The organism is Streptacidiphilus sp. MAP5-3 (assembly GCF_041262505.1).
In the GTDB taxonomy this organism is placed as follows: Bacteria; Actinomycetota; Actinomycetes; order Streptomycetales; family Streptomycetaceae; genus Streptacidiphilus.
The window spans coordinates 22,571-46,660 of the sequence record NZ_JBGCCL010000002.1 but is presented as its reverse complement, the minus strand read 5'-3'; the positions used below and the strand labels follow the sequence as shown (position 1 = coordinate 46,660).

Below are 24,090 nucleotides of genomic sequence, written 5' to 3'. Positions count from 1 at the left end.
CAGCCGCAAAGCCCCCGCAAGGCCGCCGCAGGAAACGGGCGTCGCAGGCCCGGTCACCGGTACCGTGCCCGCACCCCCGGCATCCCGACACCCTCCCCAGGAGCCCCCGTGACCGCAGTCCATCAGGCCCGCGCCGTCCTCGAAACCCGCGCCGTGGTGGGCGAGAGCCCGCTGTGGGACGCCCGAGAGGGTGTCCTGTGGTGGACCGACATCCCCCGTGGGGAGCTGCACCGCTACCACCCGCAGAGCGGGCGCGACACGCTTCGCGCCGCGTTCCCCGCTCCGCTCAGCGCCGTCGCCCTGCGCGCCCACGGCGGACTGTTGTTGGCGCTCGGCGACACCGTCGCCGCCTTCCGCTCCGACGCGGGCGACACCGGCGACACCAGTGCCACCGGTGCCACCGAGCCGGAACCCCTCGCCCGGTTCGCTCTGCCCTCAGCCGACCACCGCCTCAACGATGGCCGTTGCGATGCCCAGGGCCGCTTCTGGATCGGCAGCATGTCCACCACGGGCGAGTCCGGCACCAGTGCCTTGCACCGCATCGAAGGCGCGGGCGGCGCCGCGCACGTGACGACCGTGCTCACAGGTGTCAGCATCTCCAACGGACTTGACTGGTCGCCGGACGGGACCGTGGCCTACTACGCCGACTCACCCACCCGCGAGGTCGCCGTTTTCGACTGCACCGGCCCCGGTCTGCACCGCACCGGCACCCTGGCACGGTTCACCGACCGCGTTCCGGACGGGCTGACGGTCGACGCCGAGGGCGGCGTCTGGGTCGCGCTCTTCGGTGGCCACGCCGTCCACCGCTACCTGCCCGACGGGACACTCGACGCGATCGTCGCGGTCCCCGCCGCCAAGGTCACCAGCTGCGCCTTCGGCGGCGCGGACCTGCGCACCCTCTACATCACCACCGCCAGCCGAGGCCTGAGCGAAGCCGAGTTGGGCGACCAGCCGATGGCCGGCTCGCTGTTCGCCTGCGAGCCGGGCATCGTGGGCGTCCCCCCGCACCCCTACGCCGGATGACCCGTACAGGAACGACCCGTACAGGAACAACCCATGCAGGAACGACCCATGCAGCAACAGGGAGCGAAAGACATCCGAGCCGCACAGGGCACCGCCGGAGGCTTACGCGAAGCCCGCCGTGGCGTGTGGGGCGTAGGCTTCCTCCAGGAAGTCCGCCTCAGCGTCGTCCAGCTCCAAGTCCACCGCAGCGATGGCATCCTGAAGGTGCGTCAGCTTGGTCGCCCCGACGATCGGCGCGGAGACCACGGGATTGCGCAGGACCCAGGCCAGTGCGACCTGTGCCGCGGAGACCCCGCGCTTGCCCGCAACCTCGTGGACCCGCTCGACGATCGTCCGGTCGCTCTCCAGGTACAGGCTCTTGCCGAACTCGTCGGTCTCGGAGCGCGCGGTCGAGGCGTCCCAGGAGCGGGTCAGCCGCCCCCGGGCCAGCGGGCTCCACGGGATCGAGCCCACGCCCTGGTCCGCGCAGAGCGGCAGCATCTCTCGCTCCTCCTCCCGGTAGAGCAGGTTGTAGTGGTTCTGCATGGAGACGAACCGCGTCCAGCCGTTCCGCTCGGCGGTGAACTGGGCCTTGGCGAACTGCCAGGCGTACATGGAGGAGGCCCCGACGTAGCGGGCTTTCCCCGCCTTCACCACATCGTGCAGCGCCTCCATGGTCTCCTCGATGGGCGTGCGGTAGTCCCACCGGTGGATCTGGTAGAGGTCGACGTAGTCCGTCCCGAGCCTGCGCAGGCTGTTGTCGATCTCAGCGAGGATCGCGCGCCGTGACAGCCCGGCGCCGTTCGGGCCGGGGCGCATCCGGCCGTGCACCTTGGTGGCGATCACGACCTCCTCGCGCGGGACGAAGTCCGTAAGGGCCCGCCCGACGATCTCCTCACTGGAGCCGTCCGAGTAGACGTTGGCCGTGTCGAAGAAGTTGATCCCGGCGTCCAGAGCGGCGCGGATGATCCCCCGGCTGGGTTCCTCCGCAAGGGTCCACGCGTGGTTGCCGCGGTTCGCCTCGCCGAAGCTCATGCAGCCGACGCAGATCGACGAGACCTCCAAGCCGGTGGTCCCAAGTCGGTTGTAGCGCATGGTCGTCCTCTCTCGTACGAGGTCGGCACCGAACAAGCCGACCCGGCTCAGGTGCACGCTACCCGCTGTCCACGCCGACCGACCGGACCCTGCGAGCGCGGCTCGACAGCAGGGCGAAGAGAAAGTTCGTGCAAGGGGATTGACGCTGCCTCAATTAGTTTGAATGCTACTTGAACTAATTAGACCGTAGTCGTCACCGACGCCGACGGTGGTCGCCGCCTCCCGAAGAGCAGATCAGGAGCACCGGATGTCCGTACCCCTACGCCGAAGGCGCGTGCTCAGCCTCGCCGCGCCGCTTGCCACCACCCTGATCGCGTCCGCCCTCCTCGGCGGTACGTCCACGCCCGCTGTCGCGGCGTCCCACCGCACGGACGCGGTGGTGGACGGTGATGCGCGGTTCGAAGTGCTGACACCGACGCTGATACGCCTGGAGTACGCAGGGGACGGGAAGTTCCAGGACGCCGACACCTTCAACGTCGTCAACCGCGACCTCCGCACGCCGCCGTTCCGGACCTGGACCACGGGCGGCTACCGGTACATCGCCACGGCGCAGGAGACGCTCGCGTACAAGGAGGGCAGCGGCCCCTTCACGCCGGCCAACACCTCCGTCCAGCTCATGGACGGAGCGAAGAAGGTCGTCGCACATCCGCAGTTCGGGCAGGTGATGCCCGCTTGCGCGATCGGCGCGCTGTGCGAGGCGGAGAACGGTCAACTGGCCGGCGGCGCCGCGGAGGCGAACGATCACACCGGCTATACCGGGACCGGATTCATCGACGGCTACGAGGGTGCCGGAGCCTCCGACACCTACCAGATCACCGGCCTGCCGTCCGCAGGCGACTACACCCTGACCATCCGCTACGCGAACAGCACCGGCAACGACGGGAAGACGACCACCCGCACCCTGTCGGCCCAGGTCGGCGGGACGACGCAGGCGCGCTTCAGCCTTCCGGTGACCAGCAGTTGGGACAGCTGGGCGACCGCGCAGGTGACGCTGCACCTGGCCAAGGGGAACAACACCGTCACCGTCGCCGAAGCGGCGGACGACTCCGGCGAGGTGAACATCGACAGCCTCGCGGTCACCCAGCCCGGCGCGCCGTATCCGAAGCCCGGTCCGGTCCAGCCCTCTCCGGTGCTCGGCGGCTACCGCCGCGGGCTCGACGGCCAGTACGGTCCCGCTCCGCTGTCCCCGGGGGTGCTGTCCACCAACGGGTGGTACCTGCTCGACGACTCGACCACGGCGCTCTTCGACCCCGCGCACAACACCGTCTCCCCGCGCCCGTCCCACGGCGGCAAGCCGTACCAGGACGGCTACTTCTTCGGATACGGCCTCGACTACCAGCAGGCGCTGCGCGACCTGCGCGCGGTCACCGGCCCGGACGTGATGCTTCCCGAGTCGGCGTTCGGCGTGTGGTACTCCCGCTACTACCCCTACACCACCTCCGACTACGAAACGACGCTGCTTCCTCAGTTCCGGGCCAACCAGACGCCGATCGACAACCTCGTCGTGGACACCGACTGGAAAGCGCCGAACCAGTGGGACGGCTGGAACTGGAACACGGCCCTGTTCTCCGACCCCCAGTCCTTCCTCGACTGGGCCCACGGCCAAGGGCTGACGGTGGCGATGAACGTCCACCCCAGCATCAGCACGGCCGACCCGCAGTACGCCGAGGCGCAGGCGATCGCCAAGAACAAGCTCCAGTGCTCGGACGGCACCTGCACCTTCGACTGGTCCGACCCGGACCAGCTCAAGGCGTACTTCGCCCTGCACCAGCCGTTCGAGAAGCAGGGCGTGGACGAGTGGTGGCTGGACTGGTGCTGCGACAGCAGCACGGCCTCGATGCCCGGCATCACCCCGGACTCCTGGATCAACGACCAGTACACCGCTGACGGCAACGCGCGTGGCCAGCGCGGCTACGCCTTCTCCAGGCTCGGCAGCTCGTACACGGCGTCGGGGTACTCGGGGTCGGTGGCGCTGCCGAGCGGCCCGTGGGCCGACCACCGCTACACACTGCAGTTCACCGGCGACACCGGCGCGACGTGGGACATGCTCGCGTTCGAGGCCGAGTTCACCGCTGACGAAGGCGCGGCCATCGGCCAGCCGTACGTCTCCGACGACATCGGCAGCTTCTACACCCAGCACGACCCGGACGACCTGTACGCGCGCTGGGTCCAGCTCGGAGCGTTCCAGCCCGTGCTCCGCCTGCACTCCAACCACGGTGACCGACTGCCGTGGAACTACGGGCCCGCGGCCCAGGCCTCGGCGGAGAAGTTCCTGCGGCTGCGGGAGGCGCTCGTCCCCTATACCTACTCGCTCGCCGAGCAGTCCGTGCAGACCGGCCTTCCCATGGTGCGGGCGATGTACCTCGACTACCCGGGCGAGCCGGACGCCTACCAGCACCCGGACCAGTACCTGTACGGCGACGACGTGCTCGTCGCGCCCGTGACCACACCCGACGACAGCACCGGCCACGCCACCACGACCGTCTGGTTCCCGCCCGGCTCGTCCTGGACCGACTACTTCACCGGCCAGACCTACGCCGGCGGCACCACACAGAACGTCACCACGGGCCTGGACACCATGCCGGTCTTCCTCAAGGCCGGAGCGGTCATGCCGCAGCGGACCGACTACGTCGACGACAACGCGCAGAAGCCCCTCGACCAGGTGACGCTCAGCATCGCGGCGGGCGGCGACGGCTCGTTCAGCCTCTACGAGGACGCCGGACAGGGACACGGCTACCAACACGGCCAGTCCGCCACCACCGAGATCACCACGCGCGCGGAGGGATCCGCGACCACCGTCACCATCGCCCCACGCCACGGCAGTTACCCCGGCGTGGTGACCCACCGCAGCTACACCCTGCGGATCTCCGACAGCACCCGACCCACCACGGTCACCGCCGCCGGTCTGCCCCTGACCACCTGGACGTACGACCCGACCAGCCGCACACTCACCGTCCACCTGCCCACAACCGACACCACCACCGGCACCGACGTCGTGATCGCCTGAGGCACTTCGGCAGGGAGGTGCGGAGACGATCCACGCAGGGGGGTTGACGGGACATCAATTAATTTGAATCCTACTAGAACTAATTGCACGGGTAGTCGTGAGCCATCAGTGAAGGGCATCAGATGAGAGCAAGCAGAGTCACTCGTCAGTGGTTTCGATCCGCGGCCGTCCTGGGCCTGTCCGGCGCCTGCGTCGTTCTCGGGCTGCAGGGCGGCCCGGCCGTGGCCGCCGGCACCCGGTCACCGTCCAGCGGGGCGCCGGTCACGATCGGCGGCAGATGCCTGGACGCCACCGCGACGGGGAACAGCACTGCCGTCCAGTTGCAGAGCTGCAACGGCTCGGCGGAGCAGGCGTGGACCTGGAACGGCGACGGGACGGTCAGCGTTCTCGGCAAGTGCCTCCGGACAAGCGGCGGTTCGGCGGCCACCGGCACGCCGGTGGAGCTCGCTTCCTGCGACGCCGGGACACCGGGACAGCACTTCGCCCACCTCCCGGACGGAACCATCTACAGCTCCCCCTCGGGCAAGTGCCTCGCGGTGCAGGGAACCGTGGCGAACGGCGCGGGTGTCGGCCTCGCTTCCTGCGACCCCGCGCAGGCGGACCAGGAGTGGACCGCCCCCGGCGCCCGCCCGGCCCCGTACGTGCTGTCCTCCGGTCAGGCGGTGAACTTCGACAACCCGGACGACACGCCTGCTGACGTCTACACGGACAGCAACGGCCAGTTCTACTACCAGTCCTCGCACTCGCTGTACGGTCCGACGGACAGTCGGCAGTGGGACTTCTCCACGGGGTCGAACTTCGACACCGCCAAGACCGCCGCCATCAGCAACGCGGTGAACCCGAAGAACCCCAAAGACAGCAACGCCGACACCACCTGGCGCTGCAACAACAGCCCGACCGGCGTGAGCGCCACCCCCGCACCCGCCCCGTCCGGCTACGCCGAGCGCAACTACTGCGACCTCCTCGGAGTCTGGGTCGACCCCGACTCGGGCGACTGGTACGGGCTGGTGCACAACGAGTTCACCCCCAACCCCTTCGGCGACGGACTCCACTACGACGCCGTCGACTACGCCGTCTCCCACGACCAGGGCCACACCTGGGCCATCGAGGGACACGCGATCACCTCCCCCTACAGCACCGCGCGCGACGACACCACGCAGTTCCCGGGAGCGAGTTACTACTACGGCGACGGCGACCAGCGCCTCTTCGTCGACTACGCCTCCGGGTACTTCTACGTCTTCTACGCGACCCGGGTGCTGGACAAGTCGGGCGGCGGCACGGTCTGGCTGCAGCACGTCGCCCGCGCGCCCATAGCCGACAAGATGGCCGGCTCCTCGTGGCGCAAGTGGTACGACGGCTCCTGGTCGCAGCCGGGCACGGGCGGAAAGGAGAGCGACATCATCCCCGCCGACGGCTCGGGCTCTGGCTACGTCTCCGGCGCGAACGCCTACCAGCCCTCCGCCACCGGGACCGTGGCGAACCAGGTCGCCGCGGGCAGCATGCCCGACAACTCCCAACTCGCCGTCATGAACGTCGCCTGGGACGCCTACCTCGGCAAGTACATCGGCACCCCGCAGAACAACGTCGCGCAGGCCGACGGCACCCTCACGCCGCTGCACTTCTACGAGACGGACAACCTGGCCACCGAGAAGTGGACCGACATGGGTCTGCTGCCCGGGGACCCCAACGCCGCCTGGTACCGATGGATGCTGGACCCGGCGAGCCTCACCCAGTCCACGGTCGTCGGCCGGACCTTCCGCTCCTACTGCGCCTACTACTGCTCCACCTACACAAGTGAGTACAGCGACATCACCGTCGACCCCGCCTCGACCGCCCAACTCCCGGCCGCCCCGGTGGTGGCGGGCCTGACCTACCGCATCACCGCGGACGACGGCCAGAGCCTGGCGCGCGACGGCGGACGCGTCACCAGCACGAGCACGTCCGGCACCGGATCCGCCCTGGACTGGACCTTCCGCCCGACCGGCGACGGCTTCTACACCATCGTGGACACCGCCACCGGCCGCGCACTCGGCGTCAACGGCGGCAACGCGGGCCGAGCCTGGGACTCGGGCGTGACCGAGCAGGCACCCAGCACGGCGACAGACGCCCGCCAGCAGTGGTCGATCCAGACCGTCACCGACGCGTCCGGCCGGGCCTCCGGCGGCTACCGGCTGGTCAGCCGCTACAGCGGCCTCGCACTCAGCCTCACCGACCAGACCGGCCACGAGGCGGCCACCGCTCCCCAGCGTTCGTGGAACAACCCCGGCAGCGCCGAGGACACCCGACCGGTCGACGCCCAGCTGATCAGCTTCACGCGTACCGGCGGCTCCCCCGCCGACACCGTCACGGTCGTCTCCCCGGGCAACCGGACGACCCCGCAGAACGCCGCCGTCCCCCCGCTGCGGATCACCGCCTCCGACTCGGCCCGGGGTCAGACGCTGACCTACACCGCGACCGGCCTGCCGGCCGGCCTCGCGATCGATCCGGCGACCGGAGTGATCAGCGGGACGCCGCACACGAACGGCTCATCCGTCGTCACGGTCACCGTGACCGACGCCCGCGGAGCCGACCAGAGCACCACGTTCACCTGGAACGTCGCGGGAGTCGACCTCGCTCTCGGGCGGCCCACCACCGCGTCGTCGGTCCAGCCCGGCACCACCGACACCCCGGACCTCGCCACCGACGGCAACCCGACGACCCGGTGGGCCAGCGACTTCAGCGATCCGCAGTGGCTGCAGGTCGACCTCGGGGCCGTCCACAGCATCAACGAGGTCAAGCTGGACTGGGAGGACGCCTACGCATCGGCGTTCACCATCCAGACCTCCGACGACGGCACGAACTGGACCACCATCTACACCACCACCAGCGGCAGCGGGGGCAACCAGGATCTCACCGGCCTGACCGGAAGCGGGCGCTACATCCGCATGTACGGAACACAGCGCGCGACCGGCTACGGCTACTCGCTCTGGGAGTTCCAGGTCTACGGAACCTGAACCCGCCCCGCGCCCTTCCGACCCCCACCCCACTCCGATCCCGATCCCGATCGTCGCCTCACCCCATTGCGATGGGAGACCCCCACATGCACCGTCCGAACCGACCGTCACCGACACTCCGTCAGAACACCGGACGCCGGGCCCGACTCGCCCTGCTGGCCTGCGCAGCGGCAGCGGCGTTCGCCTTCGCGGACGCGGGTCCCGCGTCAGCGGCCGTCACCCCCGGCGGCATGGTCTCCGACAACTGGTCCTTCACCGGGGCGCCCGCGGGCGGCCTGACCAAGCTGGCCTTCCCGATCACCGTGAACAGCCAGCCCGACGCCGCCGGCTACTACTGGGCCCAGCAGTTCTACCTGAAGAACAACCAGGGCGGCTACGTCGGCCTCCAGCCCCGAACCGGCGGCGGAGCGGCCCTGTTCAGCATCTTCGGCAGCGGCACCTCCTCCACCAGCCCGAACTGCCACTCCGGCGCCGACGGCGGCAGCGGCACCAGTTGCCTGATCAGCTACCCCTACACCGTCGGCCACGAGTACGAGCTCGAAGCGACCGTCACCGGCACGAACACGTACACCGGCTACGTCGTCGACGACTCGACGGATGTGTGGACCACCATCGGCAGCTGGACCGTCTCCGGCGGCGGCAACTTCCAGTCCTCCGGCGTCGGCTTCCAGGAGTACTACGACTCCGTCTCCTCCTGCAGCGCCATCCCCTACGGCCAGGCGCACTTCTGGCGGCCGTTCACCAACAGCGGCCAGGGCACCGGCACCATCACCAGCGGAGGCACCTACGGCACCTGCGCGACCGAGGGCAGCTACACACTCGACGGCAGCGGCGGCATCACCATGACCGGGCAGTAGCGGCCGGACGGGCGGCAGCCGGAAGCCGATCCGCGCGACGGGCGGAGACCGGCTGCCGCAACACGGGCCATCGCAGCGGAGAGCCGACGCGAAAGCACCGGCCGACGGCCCCAGTCAGTGGCGATGACTGCGCTTCGGCAATGGCAGAGCGACAACGAAGGTCATCGCCGACCACGTGCCCCAGGGGCCTTGAACAGCAGCGGAAGCGCCGCGTCGAGGTCGACTCCGGAGCCCGACCGAGCGCTCGCGGCCACTCGCACCGCGTCGATGGCGATCGCTGCGGAGTTCGGGCTGTCCTCGACCTCCAGGCGGACCTCCATGGAGAACGGCATGCCGAGGTAACCGGATCCCTCGATTCTGATGTAGCCGACCTTGCGGTCCCCGAGCTGTGCGATGTGGTCGCTCGGACCCAGCGACATCGCGGTTTCCGACGAGACCAACTCGCGCAGCGCGGTGGATTTCGTCAGGCGCTTCGCCGCGGAACGGCCGGTGTCCCGGAGGTTGAGAAAGTCCGTGTTCCCGCCGATGTTCAGCTGGTAAGTGGAATTCACCGTGACGCCCTGCCGGCGCAGCACACCCAGTAGCGCCTGGTGGACCGTGGTCGATCCGATATGGCTCTTCATGTCGTCGCCCAGCAGGATCGCGCTCCGGCCTCGGAACCGCTCCTGCCAGGAGCTGGACCGGCCCAGCGTGGCCGGCGTGCAGTTGACCAGGGAGCAGCCCGCCTCCGCCGCGGCCTCCGCGTAGAGCTCCGCCGCGCCCTGCGCGCCGGTGGGGAGATAGATGACGAGAATCTCGACGGCGCACTCCCGCAGCTCGGCCACGACGTCCTTCACCGTCACCCGGCGGGCCAGGTCGTGGACCTGGACGATGTCGGCCAGCGGGCCCGTGACCCCGTCCGCCAGCGGGCCGGCGCTGACAGTGGTCGACTTGACGGGCACCTCGACGTAGCAGGTCGTGCAGTTCGGCTCGACGAAGATCGCCTTCTCCAGCGGCAGTCCGATCTTTCTCGCGTCGACGTCGAACGCAGCGGTGACATGAATGTCGCGCACCGGAACGGATTCGAGGCCGGGAACCAGATCGGTGTGAGCGATTGTGCCGGCCGACACGCCGTGCAACGCCTGAACCAGGGCGGAGCTGCAGTTCCCGACGCCGACTATGCCGATGTTTGGCATGCGTACATTCCTTCCCCCGAAGGCAATTTGACGGTACATCAGTAGATCTGAGCGGTGCGGGCCGCGCAAGACTCCACGCAGTTCATTCAGCCGCCAGGAGGTGCATCACGAAGTTGGCCACCGTGGTCGGCGAGATCGCCGTAATGGCCGACGCGTCCGCCCAGATCGGGTCAGTGAGTCGATCACGATCCGCATCACGATCGCACGCGGCGAGCATCCGGGAGAACCACGTGGTGATCGCGTGATGCCTCGGTGATCCGGTGGACCACTTCGCGTACGAGTGGCGACCGTAGATGCTGACGACATCCGGGCCACGGCCGTCCCCCGCAGTCGAGAGCGCCGCCAGGTGCGTCAAGCCGGTGTCGTTTCCGATCACGATTCGGGCGGACGCGAACAGATCGACGCAGTCCACGGCGTCGAGACCGCCTCGCAACTCGATCGGCAGTCCGTCGAGGTCGCCGCCTGGGAGCTGAACGTCCGGAGCGGTGACCACGGTGAAATGCAGGGCCGGACCGATGCGGTCGAGGAGGAGCCGCGCCACCGACGCATACTGCGCGATCCCGTAGTCCTTCCGCTCGGGCATGCTCGAGGTCATCACGAATACGACGTGTCCGTCGTCGCGCTGGGCGCTCGGTGCCATGAAGCGGGGCAACGGATCAGCGTCGCACGGGAGCCGACGGGCCAGACGCCCTTCCATGTCGAGGTAGTAGCGCATCGGCATGGCCGTGTGCACCTCCACGAGGCCGTCGTCGCGCAGGTCGAGAAGGGCTTGACTGCCCTCGGGCCTGGGGGCGACCTCTACCGGGTTCGCCCCCTGCCGTTCAAAGACGTGTGCGCCCTCCCGGAACGTCGGTACGACCGGAAGAGAGCACCGCTCGATGAGCTCGGGACGCGGACCGAAGTAACGAACCTCGCACGACCGGTCGGCGTCGACATCCAACAGTGCCCGGACCGCGCCGAGTCCGAGGAGCATGTCCCCGAGCCACTTCTGCTTCAGGTTGACGCGCCACCCCTGCGAGACGGACAGGTCGCCGTGGCACGCCGGCGGCGCTTCACCGCACGCGCGCCGGTATTCGAGCATCCGCCCGATCGGCGCGCGCTCACGAGTGACGAGGAATCGGCCGGCCCGGTGGATTCCGGTTCCGTCGAGCTGCCAGGGATCCCGCAGATCTATGTCGTCTTGCACGGTCCGTCCTGCTCCTTCGGAGAGTTGAGGTGATCACGGGTGTCCGACGCGGGCACCTGCCCCGCCCGCTCAACCGCCGCCGGAGGTGTAGTGCCGGAGCTGACCGAACCAGAACCGGTAGGCCGCCAGGAACAGCAGCAGGCCGACGGCAGGCGCGGCCACCGCAAGCCAAGGCGGTATCCACAGTTCACCGGTGCGGTCCAGCAGCACGGTGGTCGGGAAGTAGCTGGCGAACGCGAGCGGGAAGGCACACGTCATGCCCCACCGGGCGACCGGGCCGAAGATCTTGATCGGGTAGTTCCCGATGGTGTTGAACGCGTTGTCAACGGCGAGCTTCAGCGAGAGCGTGGACAACATCCGGAACGCCAGCGCGGAGCTGGCGAGTTGGAACGACAGCTCCACCAGGGCGCCGCCCGCGAGCGCGAACGGCAGCAGCAGGACCAGCAGCGGCGACCAGCGCACCGGCGCCAGGACCAACCCGGCGGTCAGCGTCGCCACGCCGCCGACCAGGTCCGCAACCGTGGTGATGGACGGCCGGGTCGTGATGACCTGCACCAGCGGGTTGACCGGGCGGGTGAGGAAGCAGTCGAATTCGGCCCGCTGCACCAGCCGGTCCATGTACATCAGGGGCGAGCAGGGTATCGTCCACAGCGCGTGCGAGGTCAGGCGCATCCCGTACAACAGCACGATCTCCGGCAGCGTCCAGCCGCCGATGGTGGCGAACCGGGACATGACGGTTCCGATGAAGGCCAGTCCCATGCCCTGCAACGCCAGCCCGCCGAGCACGCCGAGGACGAAGTTGGCCCGGTACTGCAAGGTGGTGCGCAGCCCGGCGCGGGCCAGCACGGCCCAGATACGCAGCCCGCGCGGCACGCCACTACCCACCCTGCACCACCACCCGACGTATGGCCCGGGACCAGACCAACCGGGTCGCCAGCCACAGCACCACCACCCAACCGGCCTCCAGCGCGACGCCGGACAACGCCCCGGTGCCGGTCAGCGTGCCCAGGTAGATCGCGGTCGGCGTGTAGGTCACGGCTTGGAACGGCAGGACCTGACTGACAAGCCGCAGCGTGCCGGGCATGAACCACAGCGGCACCAACGCGCCGGACAGGAACTGGGACACCATCCGGTAGATGAGGAAGATTCCGCCGATCTCCGTTGACCAGAATGTGGACAGGCCCAACAACAACGACAGTAAGGTCGTGATCCCGTACGCCAGCACCAGGCCGACAAGGTAGCCGACGGCACCGGCGGTTGAGGCCGGCGGCGCCATGCCGGCCAGCAGCACCGCGAACGGCAGCGCCAGCACGGCGAACGGCAGCATCGCGCCCGTGCGCCCGATCTGCCTGGCGATGATCTGACCGAGGAAGCCGACCGGGCGGGCCAGGTCGGTCGCGACCAGACCGTCTCGCACCCGGTCCGGGATCAGCGAGAACTGCCACGGGTTGAACAGCCATGACTGCACGTTGGCCAGCGTCACGTAGGCCAGCATCAGCGACAGCGGCGCACCGGCGACCTCGGTGTGATGTCCGTACACGGTGGACCACACCACGCGCAGCACGAATATCTGGGTCAGCAGCCCGATCAGCTGGTTCAGGTAGTCAGCCCGGTAGGCCAACACGGTGCGTGCCTGCATCCGCGCCAGCCCTCGGTAGCCGGCCGGCGAGGCCATCAGGCGCTCCGATCCGCATAGATGCGCGCCACCACACCCTCCAGATCGGGCTCCACGATGGACAGGTCGGTCACCCGGTGCTGCGCCAACACCCTGGTGATCAGCTCGGTCGCGGGGAGCTTGTCCGGGTCGAACCTCAGCGTCACCGAACCGTCGGTGGTGGCGATCTGCTCCGCGCCCGGTACCTGCATCCGGTGTGCGGCGCCGGGCCCGGCGCCGTCGGCGAGCTGAACGACCAGGTCCCGGTAGGGCGCGTGACGGGACTTCAGATGTGCCACGTCCCCGTCGTAGAGCAACCGGCCGTGGTCGATGAGCACGATCCGGTTGCACAGCAATTCCACGTCATCGAGGTCGTGCGTGGTCAGGATGACCGTGGTGCCGGCGGTGCGGTTCAGGTCGGCGACGAACTCTCGGATCCGTTTCTTGGCGACCACGTCCAGGCCGATGGTCGGTTCGTCCAGGTACAGGATCCGCGGCTCGTACAGCATGGCCGCGACGAGGTCGCCGCGCATCCGCTGACCGAGCGACAACTGCCGCACCGGCGTGTCCACGAACTCGTCCAGGCCGAGTAACTCGGAGAAGCGTTCCAGGTTCTGCCGGTACCGGCGTTCGGGTACCTCATAGATGGTGCCGATCAGGCGCAACGAGTCGATCAGCGGCAGGTCCCACCACAGTCCGGTGCGTTGCCCGAACACCACACCGATCTGCCGGGCGTTGCGCTCCCGCTCTCGCCACGGCACGACGCCGCCGACCTCCACCACACCCGAGGTCGGTACCAGGATGCCGGTGAGCATTTTGATGGTGGTGGATTTGCCGGCGCCGTTAGGCCCCAGGTACCCGACCAGTTCACCGGGCTCGATCGTGAAGTCGATCTCGTCAACGGCCCGGGTCACCGTGCGCTCCCGGCTGAACAGGGTGCGCACCGCCCCGAATCGGCCTGGCACGCGGGTTGTTCGAGAGAACTCCTTAACCAACCTCTCGACCCGAATTATCGGCACGTGCCCGACCATGGCACATCGTGCCATCCGGTAGCAAGACTGTTGCCAGCAAGACGATCAGAGAACGCACGTAATACCGGAGCGCTCGGGGGGACTGTGGAAGGACGAACAGATGGGACGTCGACCGGTCAATTCAGGCCGATACCCTCGTCGCGAGCTCTGTTGATCCAGTTCGACGCACACGACCGGAATCCGGCGGCTTCTCCCGACGGGGACAATGTGATCACGCAGACCGCTCGCCGCCTGTTCCACCACCATGAGGAGCAATGGACGGCGGAGGACGAGTCCAGGTTGTGCGCCACCGACGACACAAAGCTCGCCGGGATCAAACGGACGATCGACCGGATGAACCTCGAGCGCAGTCACTTCATCGATGTGATCGACGCCTGGGTTGGTGATCACGTACCCCAGGAGCCCGCTGCGGCACTGCACACCGAGACGCTGGGATCGGTGGTCGATCGCATCTGCATCGCACGGGTCAGGGCGGACAAACTGAGTGGTCTGGCCGGGCAGGCGGCACGGGCCGTAGCGGCGCGTCGGCAGCTGGGCGAACTCGCTGATGCTTACGACCAGTTGGTGGCCGAGGTGATCGCGGGCGCACGCCGCTTACCGGCTTGGCGGACGATGAAATCCTACGGCGAGTGAGCGCGTGATCCCCCGGCAGACCCAGGACTACCAGGTCCACGACGCAGCACTCGGGCTGCTGGAGCGCGGCCAGGTGACCGTGCGCGACATGCTGGCACGGCAGCCCTGGCCCGCCGACGGCCCCGACTACCCTGGCTACGACGTGCACACCGTGCACCTCCTCCAACCCGGCCCCACGCCGTCCGGCGGCGGCGCCGGGAACGCGACGAGCCCCCTGGACGCGACCTCATGACGACCGCGGTCGTGATCGGCGGCGGGCCCAACGGGCTCGCCGCCGCGGCCCTGTTGGCCAAAGCCGGATTGCGGGTCACCCTGCTCGAAGCCGCCGCGGAGACCGGCGGCGGAACCCGCAGCGGCGAAGCTATCCTGCCCGGCCTGCTGCACGACCACTGCTCGGCCATCCACCCCATGGCCGTCACCTCACCCGCGCTGCGCGCACTGGACCTCGAACGCCACGGCCTGCGCTGGCTACTGCCCGAGGTCGACTGCGTCCATCCGCTGGACGACGGCACGGCCGGCGTCCTGCTGCGCTCCGTCGCCGCGACCGCGCGCGGCCTCGGCACCGACGGCAGCCGCTACCGAGCGCTGCTCGAACCGTCCGTGCGCCACTGGGACGCCCTCGCCGCAGACGTCATGGGCCCACTGCTGCGCATCCCCCGCCACCCGCTGCTGCTCGCCCGCTTCGGGCTGCCGACCCTCGCACCGGCCGAGGCCCTGGCGCGCCTCTTCCGGACCCCGCAGGCGCAGGCCCTGTGGGCCGGCGTCGCGGCCCACGCGTTCCGCCCACTGTCCGACCCGCTCAGTTCGGCGATCGGGCTCGGCATCCTCACCGCCGGCCACGCCGCCGGCTGGGCCGTCGCCGAAGGCGGATCCGGTGCCATCGCCCGCAGCCTGGAGCACGTGCTGCGCGCCCACGGCGGCGTGATCCACACCGGCGTGCGGGTGACCGACCACACACAGATCCCGCCCGCTGACGTGACCCTCCTGGATCTCGACCCCGGTCAGGTCGCAGCCCTCTACGGAGACCGGCTTCCGGCGCGGGTCCGGGCCGCCTACCGGCGGTTCCGCCGTGGCCCTGGCGCCTACAAGGTCGACCTGGCGGTCGAGGGCGGCGTGCCCTGGACGAACCGGCAAGCCGGCCGGGCCGGCACCGTGCACCTGGGCGGCACGCTCGCCGAAGTCGCCCACGCGGAACGCGAGGTGGCCGCCGGACGGATGCCCGAGCGCCCCTTCGTCCTCGTCGGCCAGCAGTACCTCGCAGACCGCTCGCGGTCAGTCGGAGAGGTCCACCCGGTGTGGACGTACGCCCACGTCCCGCACGGGTACGACGGGGACGCCACCGAGGCGGTGCTCGGGCAGTTGGAGCGGTTCGCCCCGGGCGTACGGGACCGGATTCTTGGCATGCGCGTCACCCGGCCCGCCGATTTCGCGTCCGCCAACCCCAACTTCGCCGGCGGCGACATCCTCACCGGCGCCAAGACACCCCTACGGCTCCTACTCGGCCCCCGCCCGGCACTCGACCCGTACGCCACCGGCATCCCCGGCGTCTTCCTCTGCTCGGCCGCCACCCCGCCCGGCCCCGGCGCCCACGGCATGTGCGGCGCCGGCGCAGCAGCCTCCGCCCTGCGCCACCTCGGCTTCCACGGCGGCGGGAAGGGCCAGGACCCGGTGGTGCCGACAACTCACCCGCGCGGGCGCGGTGTCTTCGAGGCTGCCAAGAGGGCCTTCTGGTAGTGACGTTCCAGCAAGCCGCGGATCTTTTCCTGTCCCACACACGGTCCGGCGCAGGGGCGCCTGCCCTGCACCGTTGGAGGCAAATCGACAAGGGCGCATATGGGTTGCGTCAAGCGCGCGGATTCTGCGTGCATCCCATGGCTTCAACGCGTAACGTCCAAACGTTGGCATGTTTCGGGCAAGTTAACCGGTTGCCCGCTATCGGCCGTCGACCTGGGGGTTCGTCATGACGCCTGTACCTCTGTGCACATCACCGTCCACGCTCGCCGGTCCGCCGCCCGAGCCGACGGCCGTCGAGGCCGAGCAGCTGGTGCGGCAGCTCGCGGCCGAGGACCACCTGTCGCCCGGTGCCGCGGAGCAGCGCATCCGGGAGATCAAGGACGAGGTGGCGACCACGGGTACCTATCGGCAGAGCGCGGAGGAGCTCGCGCTCGGCGCACGGATCGCCTGGAGGAACAACCCGCAGTGCGTCGGCAAGTTCTACTGGAAGGCGCTGGAGACCAGGGACTGTCGCGGGGTCGGCGCCGGTGGCGCCGATGAGGCCGCGCTGTTCGAGGCTCTGATGGAGCATCTGCGTTTGGCCTGGAACGGCGGCAAGGTCCGGCTGCTGTTGAGCGTCTTCGCTCCCAGCAGCCCCGACCGGCCCGGGCCCCGGGTCTGGAACGGCCAGCTCATCCGCTACGCCGGCTACCGGCAGCACGACGGCTCCGTGGTCGGAGACCCCGAGACGACCGAGCTCACCGAGGCGGTGCTGCGACTGGGCTGGCGCGGGAAGGGCACCGAGTACGACGTGCTGCCGCTGGTCGTCCAACGGCCGGGACACGAGCCGCGGTGGTTCGACCTGCCCTCGGACGCGGTTCCCGAGGTGCGCATCAGTCACCCCGACTATCCGTGGTTCGAGCGGCTGGGCCTGCGCTGGCACGCCTTCCCGACGATCTCCAACCAGGTACTGGAACTCGGCGGTCTGCACTACACGCTGGCGCCGTTCAGCGCCTGGTACACCTGCACCGAGATCGGCGCCCGCAACCTCTCCGACACCAACCGCTACGACAAACTGCCCTTGGTCGCCCAGGGGATGGGCCTGGACACCGGCCGCGACCGCACCCTGTGGCGCGATCGGGCGCTGCTGGAGCTGACCGCGGCCGTCCTGCACTCCTACGACCGCGCCGGAGTGTCGATCATCGACCACCACTTCGCCACCAAGCAGTTCGTGCGGCACGAGGAACGCGAGCACAAGAGCGGCCGCACCTGTCCGGCCGACTGGTCCGCGATCGTGCCCGCCACCAGCGGCTCGACCACCCCGGTGTGGCAGCGCCGCTACGAGCCGACCCGGGTGCGCCCCAACTTCTCCCCCAGCCCGACTCCCTGGCACTGCGGCGACACTCAGGGGTGAGCGCGCGGATGCCGCTCTCCTTGTTCGCGGTGCCGTTCGGAGCGGCGCTCAACCTGGGCGGCAGCGGCGTCTACGCGGTGCGGACGCTCCGCGGATCGGTCCGGCCCAACGCCGTGACCTGGCTGCTGTGGGCGGTGGCACCGGGCGTGGCGTTCGCGGCCCAGATCGCCCGCCACGCCGGCCTCGCCGCCGTCACCACACTCAGCGTGGGGCTCGGCCCCCTGATCGTCTTCCTGTGCGCGCTCAGCCGCCCGGGGTTCCGCGCGGTGCACCCCAGCCGCGCCGAACTGTGCTGCGCTGCGCTGTCCGTGGCTGCGCTGGTCGGTTGGTGGATCAGCGCGGACCCGGCGGCCGCGCTCGCCCTGAGCATCCTGGCCGACGGCTGCGCAGCGGTCCCCACGATCGTGAAGTGCCACCGCCAGCCGGCCAGCGAGGACCGGACCGTCTACGCGCTCATGGGCGTCAGTGCAGCACTGACCCTGGCCACGCTGCCCGCGTGGACGTTCCCGGCTGCGGGCTTCTCCTGCTACCTGCTCACGCTCTGCGGCACCCTGCTGATCCTGCTGCGCCGCCGGGACCGGCCGGGACCGGCGACCGAGGTCGCGCTGCCGCCCTGACCGAACGTGAGGCACGGGAGGCACGTGAGGCCGGGCTGTCGGCGCCGCCGTTCACGCATGTACGTCGCGAGCCGCGAGAGTGCCCAACGAGCCCTCCGCGCGGACGAGTTGCCAGTCGCGCGGGCGTGACCGCCCCTCCGGACCCGCGTCGCGGGTCCGGAGCCTGTCCCCGACGCGGTTCCACTCGGGACCCAGGTCGGCCCCGACGCGATGCGGCAAGGTGGAGCGGACGATCTCCCACCGGCCCGCACGCACCCGCCCGACCGACACCTCGCAGTCCAGCAGAGCCGCCGCCTGCGCGCGGCGATCGCAGCCGCGCACCTGGTCGACGAGCGGGACCAGCTGCGTCGGGAACGGCGCTGACCGGTCCCTGGCGTAGCAGAACCACGAGCCGGCGCGGACAAGCAGCCCTGTACACCCGTCCTGCGGATCCTCAAGCAGGGCTGCCGCCGGGTGAACGGGTGGGCTTCCGATGCGTTCCCAGTTCTCCAGGTAGGCCTCGTGCAGGCCCTCCTCCACCAGGACGCCCTCCTCCCAGCGCAGGGTGCCGGTGTCCGGGAGCGGAGCCGCGGGGTGCAGGTCGATCAGGCGCACCCAGCTGAACGCTTCGCCATGCTGGTGCAGCGTGCCGGCGAAGGCCTTCTGGCCGCACAGGGCAAGCAGTTGGGGGCGGTCCAGGTCCGCCAGCCGCGACGTTCCGATGGTCGGTTCGAGTCCGGCGGGCCGGCGCAGATCGCCGAAGAGGGACGGGCCCTGCACCCAGGTGACGCTGCTGGCACGGTCCGTCGAGCCGTCTGCCTCGCGCACGAATGTACGGCGCCAGACTCCGCCCAGATCCGCGAGCGCGACATCGGCCCTGACCATCTGTCCTCCTCATCCGGCGCAAAGCCGATCCGATCGCGCCCTCGCTGGGCGCCATCACCCGATCATCCTGCGGCGTTGCAACCGCTCCGGCGAGCACCCCGGCGCAGGCGGACGTCCCCGCGCACGGACGGGAGCGCGGGACCGCCGTCACCTGCGAAGTGGCTACAGCGTGACTGACAGGTCCCCCTGTCCGTCCGGTCCTGACGGGCTCGTGACGTGATTCCGGACCATCGTTACGCGCCCTTGACGCTAGCGCGGCCTGCCCCAGGGCTGACCAACCGTCAGGACCGCCGAGCAGGACGGGCGGAAGAGCCGGCACCATGGCCGTCTTCACGCTGGCCGCGCCGCCGGAAGTCGTTGGGGCACTGGACGCGGGCGGAGCGCTGGTCGCAGGTGGAGCGCTGGCACATCATCCAGGGAGCCAACCCGCCACCGTGCACTGCTATTTGACTGCGATGTAGTGCTCGGCGCACAGCCCCGCGGCCAGCGATGGGAGGCGCTGGACGGTGAGCAGGTGGCGGAGCTGACCGGCCGTGGTTGCCGCGTCGCCGATGCGGGACCGAAGAACCCATTCCTCCAGCAGCTGTAGACCACGTCCCAGACGCCGGGGTTGCGGTGCAGGTACTCGACTGCGTCGGCGTGGACGAACGTGAGGTTGCCCTGGTCGGCGAAGCGCTCCTTGGCGCGGCGTAGTTGCGGCGCGGAGCTGTCGAGCGCGGTGACGTGGGCGTGGTGGTCGCGTGCGAGGTGGGCGGCGGCCTGGCTGGCACCGCATCCGAGATCCGGGACTGTCATGAAGTTTGTGGGTTTGGCCTGGTGTGACCCGATGGGCATGGACCGGGGTCCGTGCTGGGAAGGATCACGATGGGCACCACGAACGAGCAGAGCCCCCACGAGAACGAGCACCAGGTGCAGACGGGGGCGGAGTTGGCACGAGCAATGGCCGAACAGAACCGGGAGCTGGCAGAGGACTTGATCGAGAGGGCTCGCCGGGGACGGCCTGCAACTGGTCGGCGAGAACGGGTTGTTGACCGGGCTGGTGAAGCTGGTCCTGGAAGGCGCCCTGGAGGCCGAGATGGCCGAGCACCTGGGCTATGAGAAGAGAGACCCAGCGGGTGCCGGGTCAGGAAACCAGCGCAACGGCACCAGCAGGAAGACCGTCCTGTCCCAGGTCGGCCCGGTCCGGATCAACATCCCCGTGACCGGGCTGGCGACTTCACCCCGCAGATCGTGCCCAAGCACGCCCGCCGCGTCGACGGCTTCTCCGAAACCATCGTCTCCCTCTACGCGAAAGGCCTGACCACCGGCGAGATCCAGGCCCACCTCGCCGAGGTCTACGACATCGACGTCTCCCGCGACCTGGTCTCCCGCGCCACCGCCCAGGTCGCCTCCGACCTCGCCGCCTGGCGCACCCGCCCGCTCGACCGCGTCTACGCGGTCCTGCTGATCGACGCCATCTACATCAAGATCCGCGACGGAGCCGTGGCCAACAAGCCGGTCTACATCGCGGTCGGCATCAACCTCGACGGCGACCGCGACGTGCTGGGCATGTGGGTCGGCACCGGCGGTGAGGGCGCCAAGCAGTGGATGACCTGGCTGACCGAACTACGCAACCGCGGTGTCGCCGACGTGCTGATCGCCTGCTGCGACGGGTTGAAGGGCCTGCCCGAGTCGGTCAACGACGTATGGCCGCAGACCGATGTCCAGCTCTGCGTGGTCCACATGGTCCGCACCAGCCTTCGCTACACGGCCAAGCAGCACTGGGGTGTGATCGCCCGCCAACTCAAGGAGGTCTACACGGCCAAGACCGCCGAGGAGGCCGAGCAGCGGTTCACCCGCTTCGAGGAGGAATGGGGCGAGCGCTACCCGGCCGTGATCGACACCTGGCGCCGCAGCTGGGAGCACGTCATCGTGTTCATGCGGTTCCCCGCCCCGATCCGCCGTGTCGTCTACACCACCAACATGATCGAGTCCCTCAACTCCCGCTTCCGGCAGGCCACCCGACGACGCGGGCACTTCCCCGACGACGACGCCGCATTGAAGGTCCTCTACCTGGTGATCCGCAACCCGATCAAGAACAGGGCCAACGTCACCGGCAGGACCCCCGCCTGGAAACAGGCCATCAACAGCCTCGCCGGCTGCTACGGCGAACGCGTCACGACGAACTGACAGTCACCGACACCCGGCCACCCACAAAGATCAGGACACTCCCATCGCCTGCACTCACCTGGACGGTTGGTCGCAAGGGCACGGCCGTCTGTGCTTCGTTGTCGGAGGAGAGGGGAAGGACCGCGTCAGGTGCTGGACGATGATGTGCTCGGTACGGGGGCGTTCCAGCTGGCGAGTAGGCCCAGTGCCTCGGCGTCTCGACTGCCGGGGGCGACGCCGCAGACGATGAGGTACAGGCCTTCGTCGGCGGCGAGTTCCATGGTCTCGTAGGTGAAGGTGAGTTGGCCGACGACGGGGTGGTTGAGGCGTTTGGCGCCGGCGCGGTGGCGGCGGACTTCGTGTTGCGCCCAGCGCTCGCGAAAGGTGTCGCCACGGGTGGACAACTCGCCGATCAGATCGGACAGGGCCTTGTCGTAGGGGTTGCGGCCGACTTCCGTGCGCAGGGTGGCGACGTTCTGGTCGGCGACGGCGTCCCAGTCCGGGTAGAAGGCGGGGGCGGCCGGGTCGAGGAAGGTGAAACGGGCGGAGTTGACCGGCCGGGCGGGGCTGTTGAAGACCGGCGCGAACAGGGCGCGGGCCAGGGTGTTGCCGGCGAGGAGGTCGAGGCGGCCGTTGCGGATGTAGGCCGGGACGCCGTTCATCGCCTCCAGCATGTTCCACAGCTCCGGGCGGACCGGCTGGCGCCGGGGACGGCGCGGAGTACCCGCTTGGGCGGCGGTCCCCGCGGTGGCGTTGGCGGCCCGGACGAGATCGAAAAGGTGGGCGCGTTCGGCGTCGTCGAGGAGCAAGGCGCGGGCGATGGCGTCCAAGACCGCGTCGGTGGCGCCTCGGGCATCGCCGCGCTCCAGCCGGGTGTAGTAGGGGACGCTGACCCCGGCGAGCAGGGCGACTTCTTCGCGGCGCAGGCCGGGGACGCGGCGGGTCCCGGCGAGGGGGGAGACCGTGAGGCCGGCCTGCTCGGGGGTGACGCGGGCGCGCCGGGTGGTGAGGAAGTCGCGGATCTCGCTGCGTCGGTCCATGCCTCGACACTACGGCCGGACCCCTTGTAGGGCACGCGTCTGGGGGACCCTGGCAGGGTCTCCTTCGGTGTCGAATCGGCGGCCGTGGCGGTGTTGTCTGGAGAGCGATTCACCAGCAGGTCCACCGCAGGAGGCACCGATGTCCAGCACCGCCCGCACCGCCGCTCCGGCCCACACTCCGGGCCGGGTCGCCGGCTCACCGAGGGCCATGCGCGACATCACCCTCACCGGCGGCGTGGATCCGGCCCGCCACTACATCGACGACATCCTCCCCGACGTCCTGGAAGGCCGCATCGAACCCGGCCGGGTCTTCGACCACGCCGTCGACCTGGACGGCGTCCGCGACGGCTACAAAGCGATGGCAGACCGCCAGGCCCAAGGTCCTCGTCACCCCCTGAACCACCTCGCCCCAGCCCATCGCAATCCGCTCGGAGAACACCATGAACATGACCATGAACGTGACCCTGAACAACGGCGTGACGATGCCCGCCCTCGGCTTCGGTGTCTTCCAGACGCCCCCGGACGTCACCGCACAGGCCGTCCGCACCGCCCTGGAGACCGGATACCGCCTCATCGACACCGCCGCCGCCTACGCCAACGAACGCGGCGTCGGCGAAGCCATCCGGGACTCCGGGCTGCACCGCGACGAGGTGTTCATCGAGACCAAGGTCTGGATCAGCGACTACGGCTACGACCAGACCCTCCACGCCTTCGACAAGAGCGCCGGCAAGCTCGGCGTCGACCACATCGACCTGCTCATCCTGCACCAGGCCCTGCCCAGCCGCTTCGACCTCACCCAGGACGCCTACCGCGCCCTGGAGACCCTGCTCGCCGATGGACGCGTGCGTGCGATCGGCGTCAGCAACTTCATGCCCGACCACCTCGACGCGCTGCTCAGGCAGACCGACATCGTGCCCGCGGTGAACCAGGTCGAGGTGCACCCCTACTTCACCCAGCCGAACGTACTGGCCGCCGACGCCGCCCACGGCATCCTGACCCAGGCCTGGTCGCCGATCGGCGGCATCACCAGCTACCGCGGCACCGGCACCAGCACCTTCGAGGACCCCACCATCACCGCCATCGCCACCGCCCATGGCAAGACCCCGGCTCAGGTGATGATCCGCTGGCACCTGCAGGAAGGCCGCTCCGCCATCCCCAAGTCCGTACGCCCCGAGCGCATCGCAGAGAACTTCGACGTCTTCGACTTCGAACTCACCACCACCGAACTCGCGGCCCTGGACGCCCTCGACACCGGCGTCCGCGGCGGCCCCGAACCGGCCGACATCACCCTGGAGGCCTACGGCCGCGCGATCCCCGAGGCCTGACCCCCGATCGGATCAGCCGTGTGTCGTGCCGAAAACCCCGTCCGTGCAGGTCAAGCAGCATGGTGGTACTGGTCCGACGAGGGGGGCATGCCCCTAACCTGTTCACCGCTTACGGGGCGGGGTCCGGATCCACGTTGAGGATCTCGGCGCCCACCTCGTCGGGCGTGAGCGCTGCGACGCCGACGCGCGGTGCGACGAACTCAGGCCTGCCTACGATCCCTTGGCCGACAACATCGCCTAAGCCGACATGCGCAAGGGAGGGACGGCCGAACGGGCCTCGGGCCAGCTCTCCGTCGTGCGAATTCCGTCGAGCTCGCGGCACGTACCACGTACTGC

The 24,090-nt window shown here is 69.5% G+C and carries 20 protein-coding genes and 1 pseudogene; 11 read left to right on the top strand and 10 right to left on the bottom strand.

Features of this window, described 5'->3' with window-relative positions:
• Positions 1-108 precede the first annotated feature (108 nt).
• The gene (locus ABH928_RS03890) at positions 109-1,023 is read left to right on the top strand and encodes an SMP-30/gluconolactonase/LRE family protein (protein WP_370062004.1); all 915 of its coding nucleotides are present in this window, start codon (positions 109-111) and stop codon (positions 1,021-1,023) included.
• 102 nt (positions 1,024-1,125) lie between these two features.
• Here the strand turns inward: ABH928_RS03890 and ABH928_RS03885 are convergent, their stop codons facing one another.
• Entirely contained in the window at positions 1,126-2,097 is a 972-nt protein-coding gene (locus ABH928_RS03885) for an aldo/keto reductase (RefSeq protein WP_370062002.1), read from the bottom strand.
• Positions 2,098-2,344: 247 nt separating this feature from the next.
• On the opposite strand from ABH928_RS03885, the gene ABH928_RS03880 reads away from it, so the two are divergent.
• The 3 genes from ABH928_RS03880 (at position 2,345) to ABH928_RS03870 (ending at position 8,954) form a co-directional block, all read left to right on the top strand.
• Entirely contained in the window at positions 2,345-5,104 is a 2,760-nt protein-coding gene (locus ABH928_RS03880; RefSeq protein WP_370062000.1) for a TIM-barrel domain-containing protein, read from the top strand.
• Between the two features lie 122 nt (positions 5,105-5,226).
• Positions 5,227-8,097 (top strand): discoidin domain-containing protein, encoded by a 2,871-nt coding sequence (locus ABH928_RS03875; protein WP_370061998.1) that lies wholly within the window; start codon positions 5,227-5,229, stop codon positions 8,095-8,097.
• A gap of 86 nt (positions 8,098-8,183) precedes the next feature.
• Positions 8,184-8,954: a DUF3472 domain-containing protein gene (locus ABH928_RS03870; RefSeq protein WP_370061996.1), complete on the top strand. Its 771-nt coding sequence runs from the start codon at positions 8,184-8,186 to the stop codon at positions 8,952-8,954.
• Positions 8,955-9,115: 161 nt separating this feature from the next.
• Here the strand turns inward: ABH928_RS03870 and ABH928_RS03865 are convergent, their stop codons facing one another.
• From ABH928_RS03865 to ABH928_RS03845, 5 genes are all read right to left on the bottom strand, one after another.
• Complete coding sequence (locus ABH928_RS03865) at positions 9,116-10,198, bottom strand: inositol-3-phosphate synthase (RefSeq protein ID WP_370061994.1); 1,083 nt, start codon at positions 10,196-10,198, stop codon at positions 9,116-9,118.
• A 13-nt stretch (positions 10,199-10,211) separates the two neighbouring features.
• Positions 10,212-11,210 (bottom strand): glycosyltransferase family 9 protein, encoded by a 999-nt coding sequence (locus ABH928_RS03860; protein WP_370061992.1) that lies wholly within the window; start codon positions 11,208-11,210, stop codon positions 10,212-10,214.
• A gap of 174 nt (positions 11,211-11,384) precedes the next feature.
• Positions 11,385-12,200, bottom strand: coding sequence for an ABC transporter permease (locus ABH928_RS03855; protein ID WP_370061990.1), 816 nt, complete (start codon positions 12,198-12,200; stop codon positions 11,385-11,387).
• Positions 12,193-12,990: an ABC transporter permease gene (locus ABH928_RS03850; RefSeq protein WP_370061988.1), complete on the bottom strand. Its 798-nt coding sequence runs from the start codon at positions 12,988-12,990 to the stop codon at positions 12,193-12,195. The genes ABH928_RS03855 and ABH928_RS03850 overlap by 8 nt, the downstream gene beginning before the upstream one ends.
• The gene (locus ABH928_RS03845; RefSeq protein ID WP_370061986.1) at positions 12,990-14,000 is read right to left on the bottom strand and encodes an ATP-binding cassette domain-containing protein; all 1,011 of its coding nucleotides are present in this window, start codon (positions 13,998-14,000) and stop codon (positions 12,990-12,992) included. The genes ABH928_RS03850 and ABH928_RS03845 overlap by 1 nt, the downstream gene beginning before the upstream one ends.
• Positions 14,001-14,150: 150 nt before the next feature.
• Between ABH928_RS03845 and ABH928_RS03840 the strand changes: the two genes are divergently transcribed.
• The 5 genes from ABH928_RS03840 (at position 14,151) to ABH928_RS03820 (ending at position 18,377) form a co-directional block, all read left to right on the top strand.
• Positions 14,151-14,633 (top strand): DUF4254 domain-containing protein, encoded by a 483-nt coding sequence (locus ABH928_RS03840; RefSeq protein ID WP_370061984.1) that lies wholly within the window; start codon positions 14,151-14,153, stop codon positions 14,631-14,633.
• Positions 14,634-14,637: 4 nt separating this feature from the next.
• Positions 14,638-14,865, top strand: coding sequence for a DUF3556 domain-containing protein (locus ABH928_RS03835; RefSeq protein ID WP_370061982.1), 228 nt, complete (start codon positions 14,638-14,640; stop codon positions 14,863-14,865).
• Positions 14,862-16,367, top strand: a complete 1,506-nt coding sequence (locus ABH928_RS03830) for a phytoene desaturase family protein (RefSeq protein WP_370061980.1) — start codon at positions 14,862-14,864, stop codon at positions 16,365-16,367. The genes ABH928_RS03835 and ABH928_RS03830 overlap by 4 nt, the downstream gene beginning before the upstream one ends.
• A gap of 226 nt (positions 16,368-16,593) precedes the next feature.
• Positions 16,594-17,760, top strand: coding sequence for a nitric oxide synthase oxygenase (locus ABH928_RS03825; protein WP_370061978.1), 1,167 nt, complete (start codon positions 16,594-16,596; stop codon positions 17,758-17,760).
• An 8-nt stretch (positions 17,761-17,768) separates the two neighbouring features.
• Positions 17,769-18,377: a hypothetical protein gene (locus ABH928_RS03820; protein WP_370061976.1), complete on the top strand. Its 609-nt coding sequence runs from the start codon at positions 17,769-17,771 to the stop codon at positions 18,375-18,377.
• A gap of 51 nt (positions 18,378-18,428) precedes the next feature.
• Here the strand turns inward: ABH928_RS03820 and ABH928_RS03815 are convergent, their stop codons facing one another.
• The gene (locus ABH928_RS03815; RefSeq protein WP_370061974.1) at positions 18,429-19,241 is read right to left on the bottom strand and encodes a hypothetical protein; all 813 of its coding nucleotides are present in this window, start codon (positions 19,239-19,241) and stop codon (positions 18,429-18,431) included.
• 330 nt (positions 19,242-19,571) lie between these two features.
• Positions 19,572-20,036, bottom strand: coding sequence for a methyltransferase domain-containing protein (locus ABH928_RS03810; RefSeq protein ID WP_370061972.1), 465 nt, complete (start codon positions 20,034-20,036; stop codon positions 19,572-19,574).
• Positions 20,037-20,280: 244 nt separating this feature from the next.
• Here ABH928_RS03810 and ABH928_RS03805 point away from each other — a divergent pair.
• A pseudogene (locus ABH928_RS03805) lies at positions 20,281-21,410 on the top strand (IS256 family transposase).
• Positions 21,411-21,535: 125 nt separating this feature from the next.
• Here ABH928_RS03805 and ABH928_RS03800 read toward each other — a convergent pair.
• Both ABH928_RS03800 and ABH928_RS03795 read right to left on the bottom strand, forming a co-directional pair.
• Positions 21,536-22,429, bottom strand: coding sequence for a helix-turn-helix domain-containing protein (locus ABH928_RS03800; RefSeq protein ID WP_370061970.1), 894 nt, complete (start codon positions 22,427-22,429; stop codon positions 21,536-21,538).
• Between the two features lie 196 nt (positions 22,430-22,625).
• A complete protein-coding gene (locus tag ABH928_RS03795; RefSeq protein WP_370063002.1) occupies positions 22,626-22,883 on the bottom strand; it encodes a hypothetical protein in 258 nt (85 codons plus the stop codon).
• Here ABH928_RS03795 and ABH928_RS03790 point away from each other — a divergent pair.
• Positions 22,870-23,754 carry an aldo/keto reductase gene (locus ABH928_RS03790; RefSeq protein ID WP_370061968.1) on the top strand — a complete coding sequence of 295 codons (885 nt, stop codon included), beginning with the start codon at positions 22,870-22,872 and terminating at the stop codon, positions 23,752-23,754. The two genes, ABH928_RS03795 and ABH928_RS03790, sit on opposite strands and share 14 nt — an antisense overlap.
• The last annotated feature ends 336 nt before the right edge of the window (positions 23,755-24,090 follow it).

What these genes read in the sequence shown, in the direction of transcription:
- ABH928_RS03885 (WP_370062002.1), bottom strand. Translation starts at nt 2,097, where the DNA reads ATGCGCTACAACCGACTTGGGACCACCGGCTTGGAGGTCTCGTCGATC.
- ABH928_RS03880 (WP_370062000.1), top strand. Translation starts at nt 2,345, where the DNA reads ATGTCCGTACCCCTACGCCGAAGGCGCGTGCTCAGCCTCGCCGCGCCG.
- ABH928_RS03875 (WP_370061998.1), top strand. Translation starts at nt 5,227, where the DNA reads ATGAGAGCAAGCAGAGTCACTCGTCAGTGGTTTCGATCCGCGGCCGTC.
- ABH928_RS03870 (WP_370061996.1), top strand. Translation starts at nt 8,184, where the DNA reads ATGCACCGTCCGAACCGACCGTCACCGACACTCCGTCAGAACACCGGA.
- ABH928_RS03860 (WP_370061992.1), bottom strand. Translation starts at nt 11,210, where the DNA reads ATGCTCGAATACCGGCGCGCGTGCGGTGAAGCGCCGCCGGCGTGCCAC.
- ABH928_RS03850 (WP_370061988.1), bottom strand. Translation starts at nt 12,990, where the DNA reads ATGGCCTCGCCGGCCGGCTACCGAGGGCTGGCGCGGATGCAGGCACGC.
- ABH928_RS03845 (WP_370061986.1), bottom strand. Translation starts at nt 14,000, where the DNA reads ATGGTCGGGCACGTGCCGATAATTCGGGTCGAGAGGTTGGTTAAGGAG.
- ABH928_RS03830 (WP_370061980.1), top strand. Translation starts at nt 14,862, where the DNA reads ATGACGACCGCGGTCGTGATCGGCGGCGGGCCCAACGGGCTCGCCGCC.
- ABH928_RS03825 (WP_370061978.1), top strand. Translation starts at nt 16,594, where the DNA reads ATGACGCCTGTACCTCTGTGCACATCACCGTCCACGCTCGCCGGTCCG.
- ABH928_RS03820 (WP_370061976.1), top strand. Translation starts at nt 17,769, where the DNA reads ATGCCGCTCTCCTTGTTCGCGGTGCCGTTCGGAGCGGCGCTCAACCTG.
- ABH928_RS03815 (WP_370061974.1), bottom strand. Translation starts at nt 19,241, where the DNA reads ATGGTCAGGGCCGATGTCGCGCTCGCGGATCTGGGCGGAGTCTGGCGC.
- ABH928_RS03810 (WP_370061972.1), bottom strand. Translation starts at nt 20,036, where the DNA reads ATGACAGTCCCGGATCTCGGATGCGGTGCCAGCCAGGCCGCCGCCCAC.
- ABH928_RS03800 (WP_370061970.1), bottom strand. Translation starts at nt 22,429, where the DNA reads ATGGACCGACGCAGCGAGATCCGCGACTTCCTCACCACCCGGCGCGCC.
- ABH928_RS03790 (WP_370061968.1), top strand. Translation starts at nt 22,870, where the DNA reads ATGAACATGACCATGAACGTGACCCTGAACAACGGCGTGACGATGCCC.
- ABH928_RS03795 (WP_370063002.1), bottom strand. Translation starts at nt 22,883, where the DNA reads ATGGTCATGTTCATGGTGTTCTCCGAGCGGATTGCGATGGGCTGGGGC.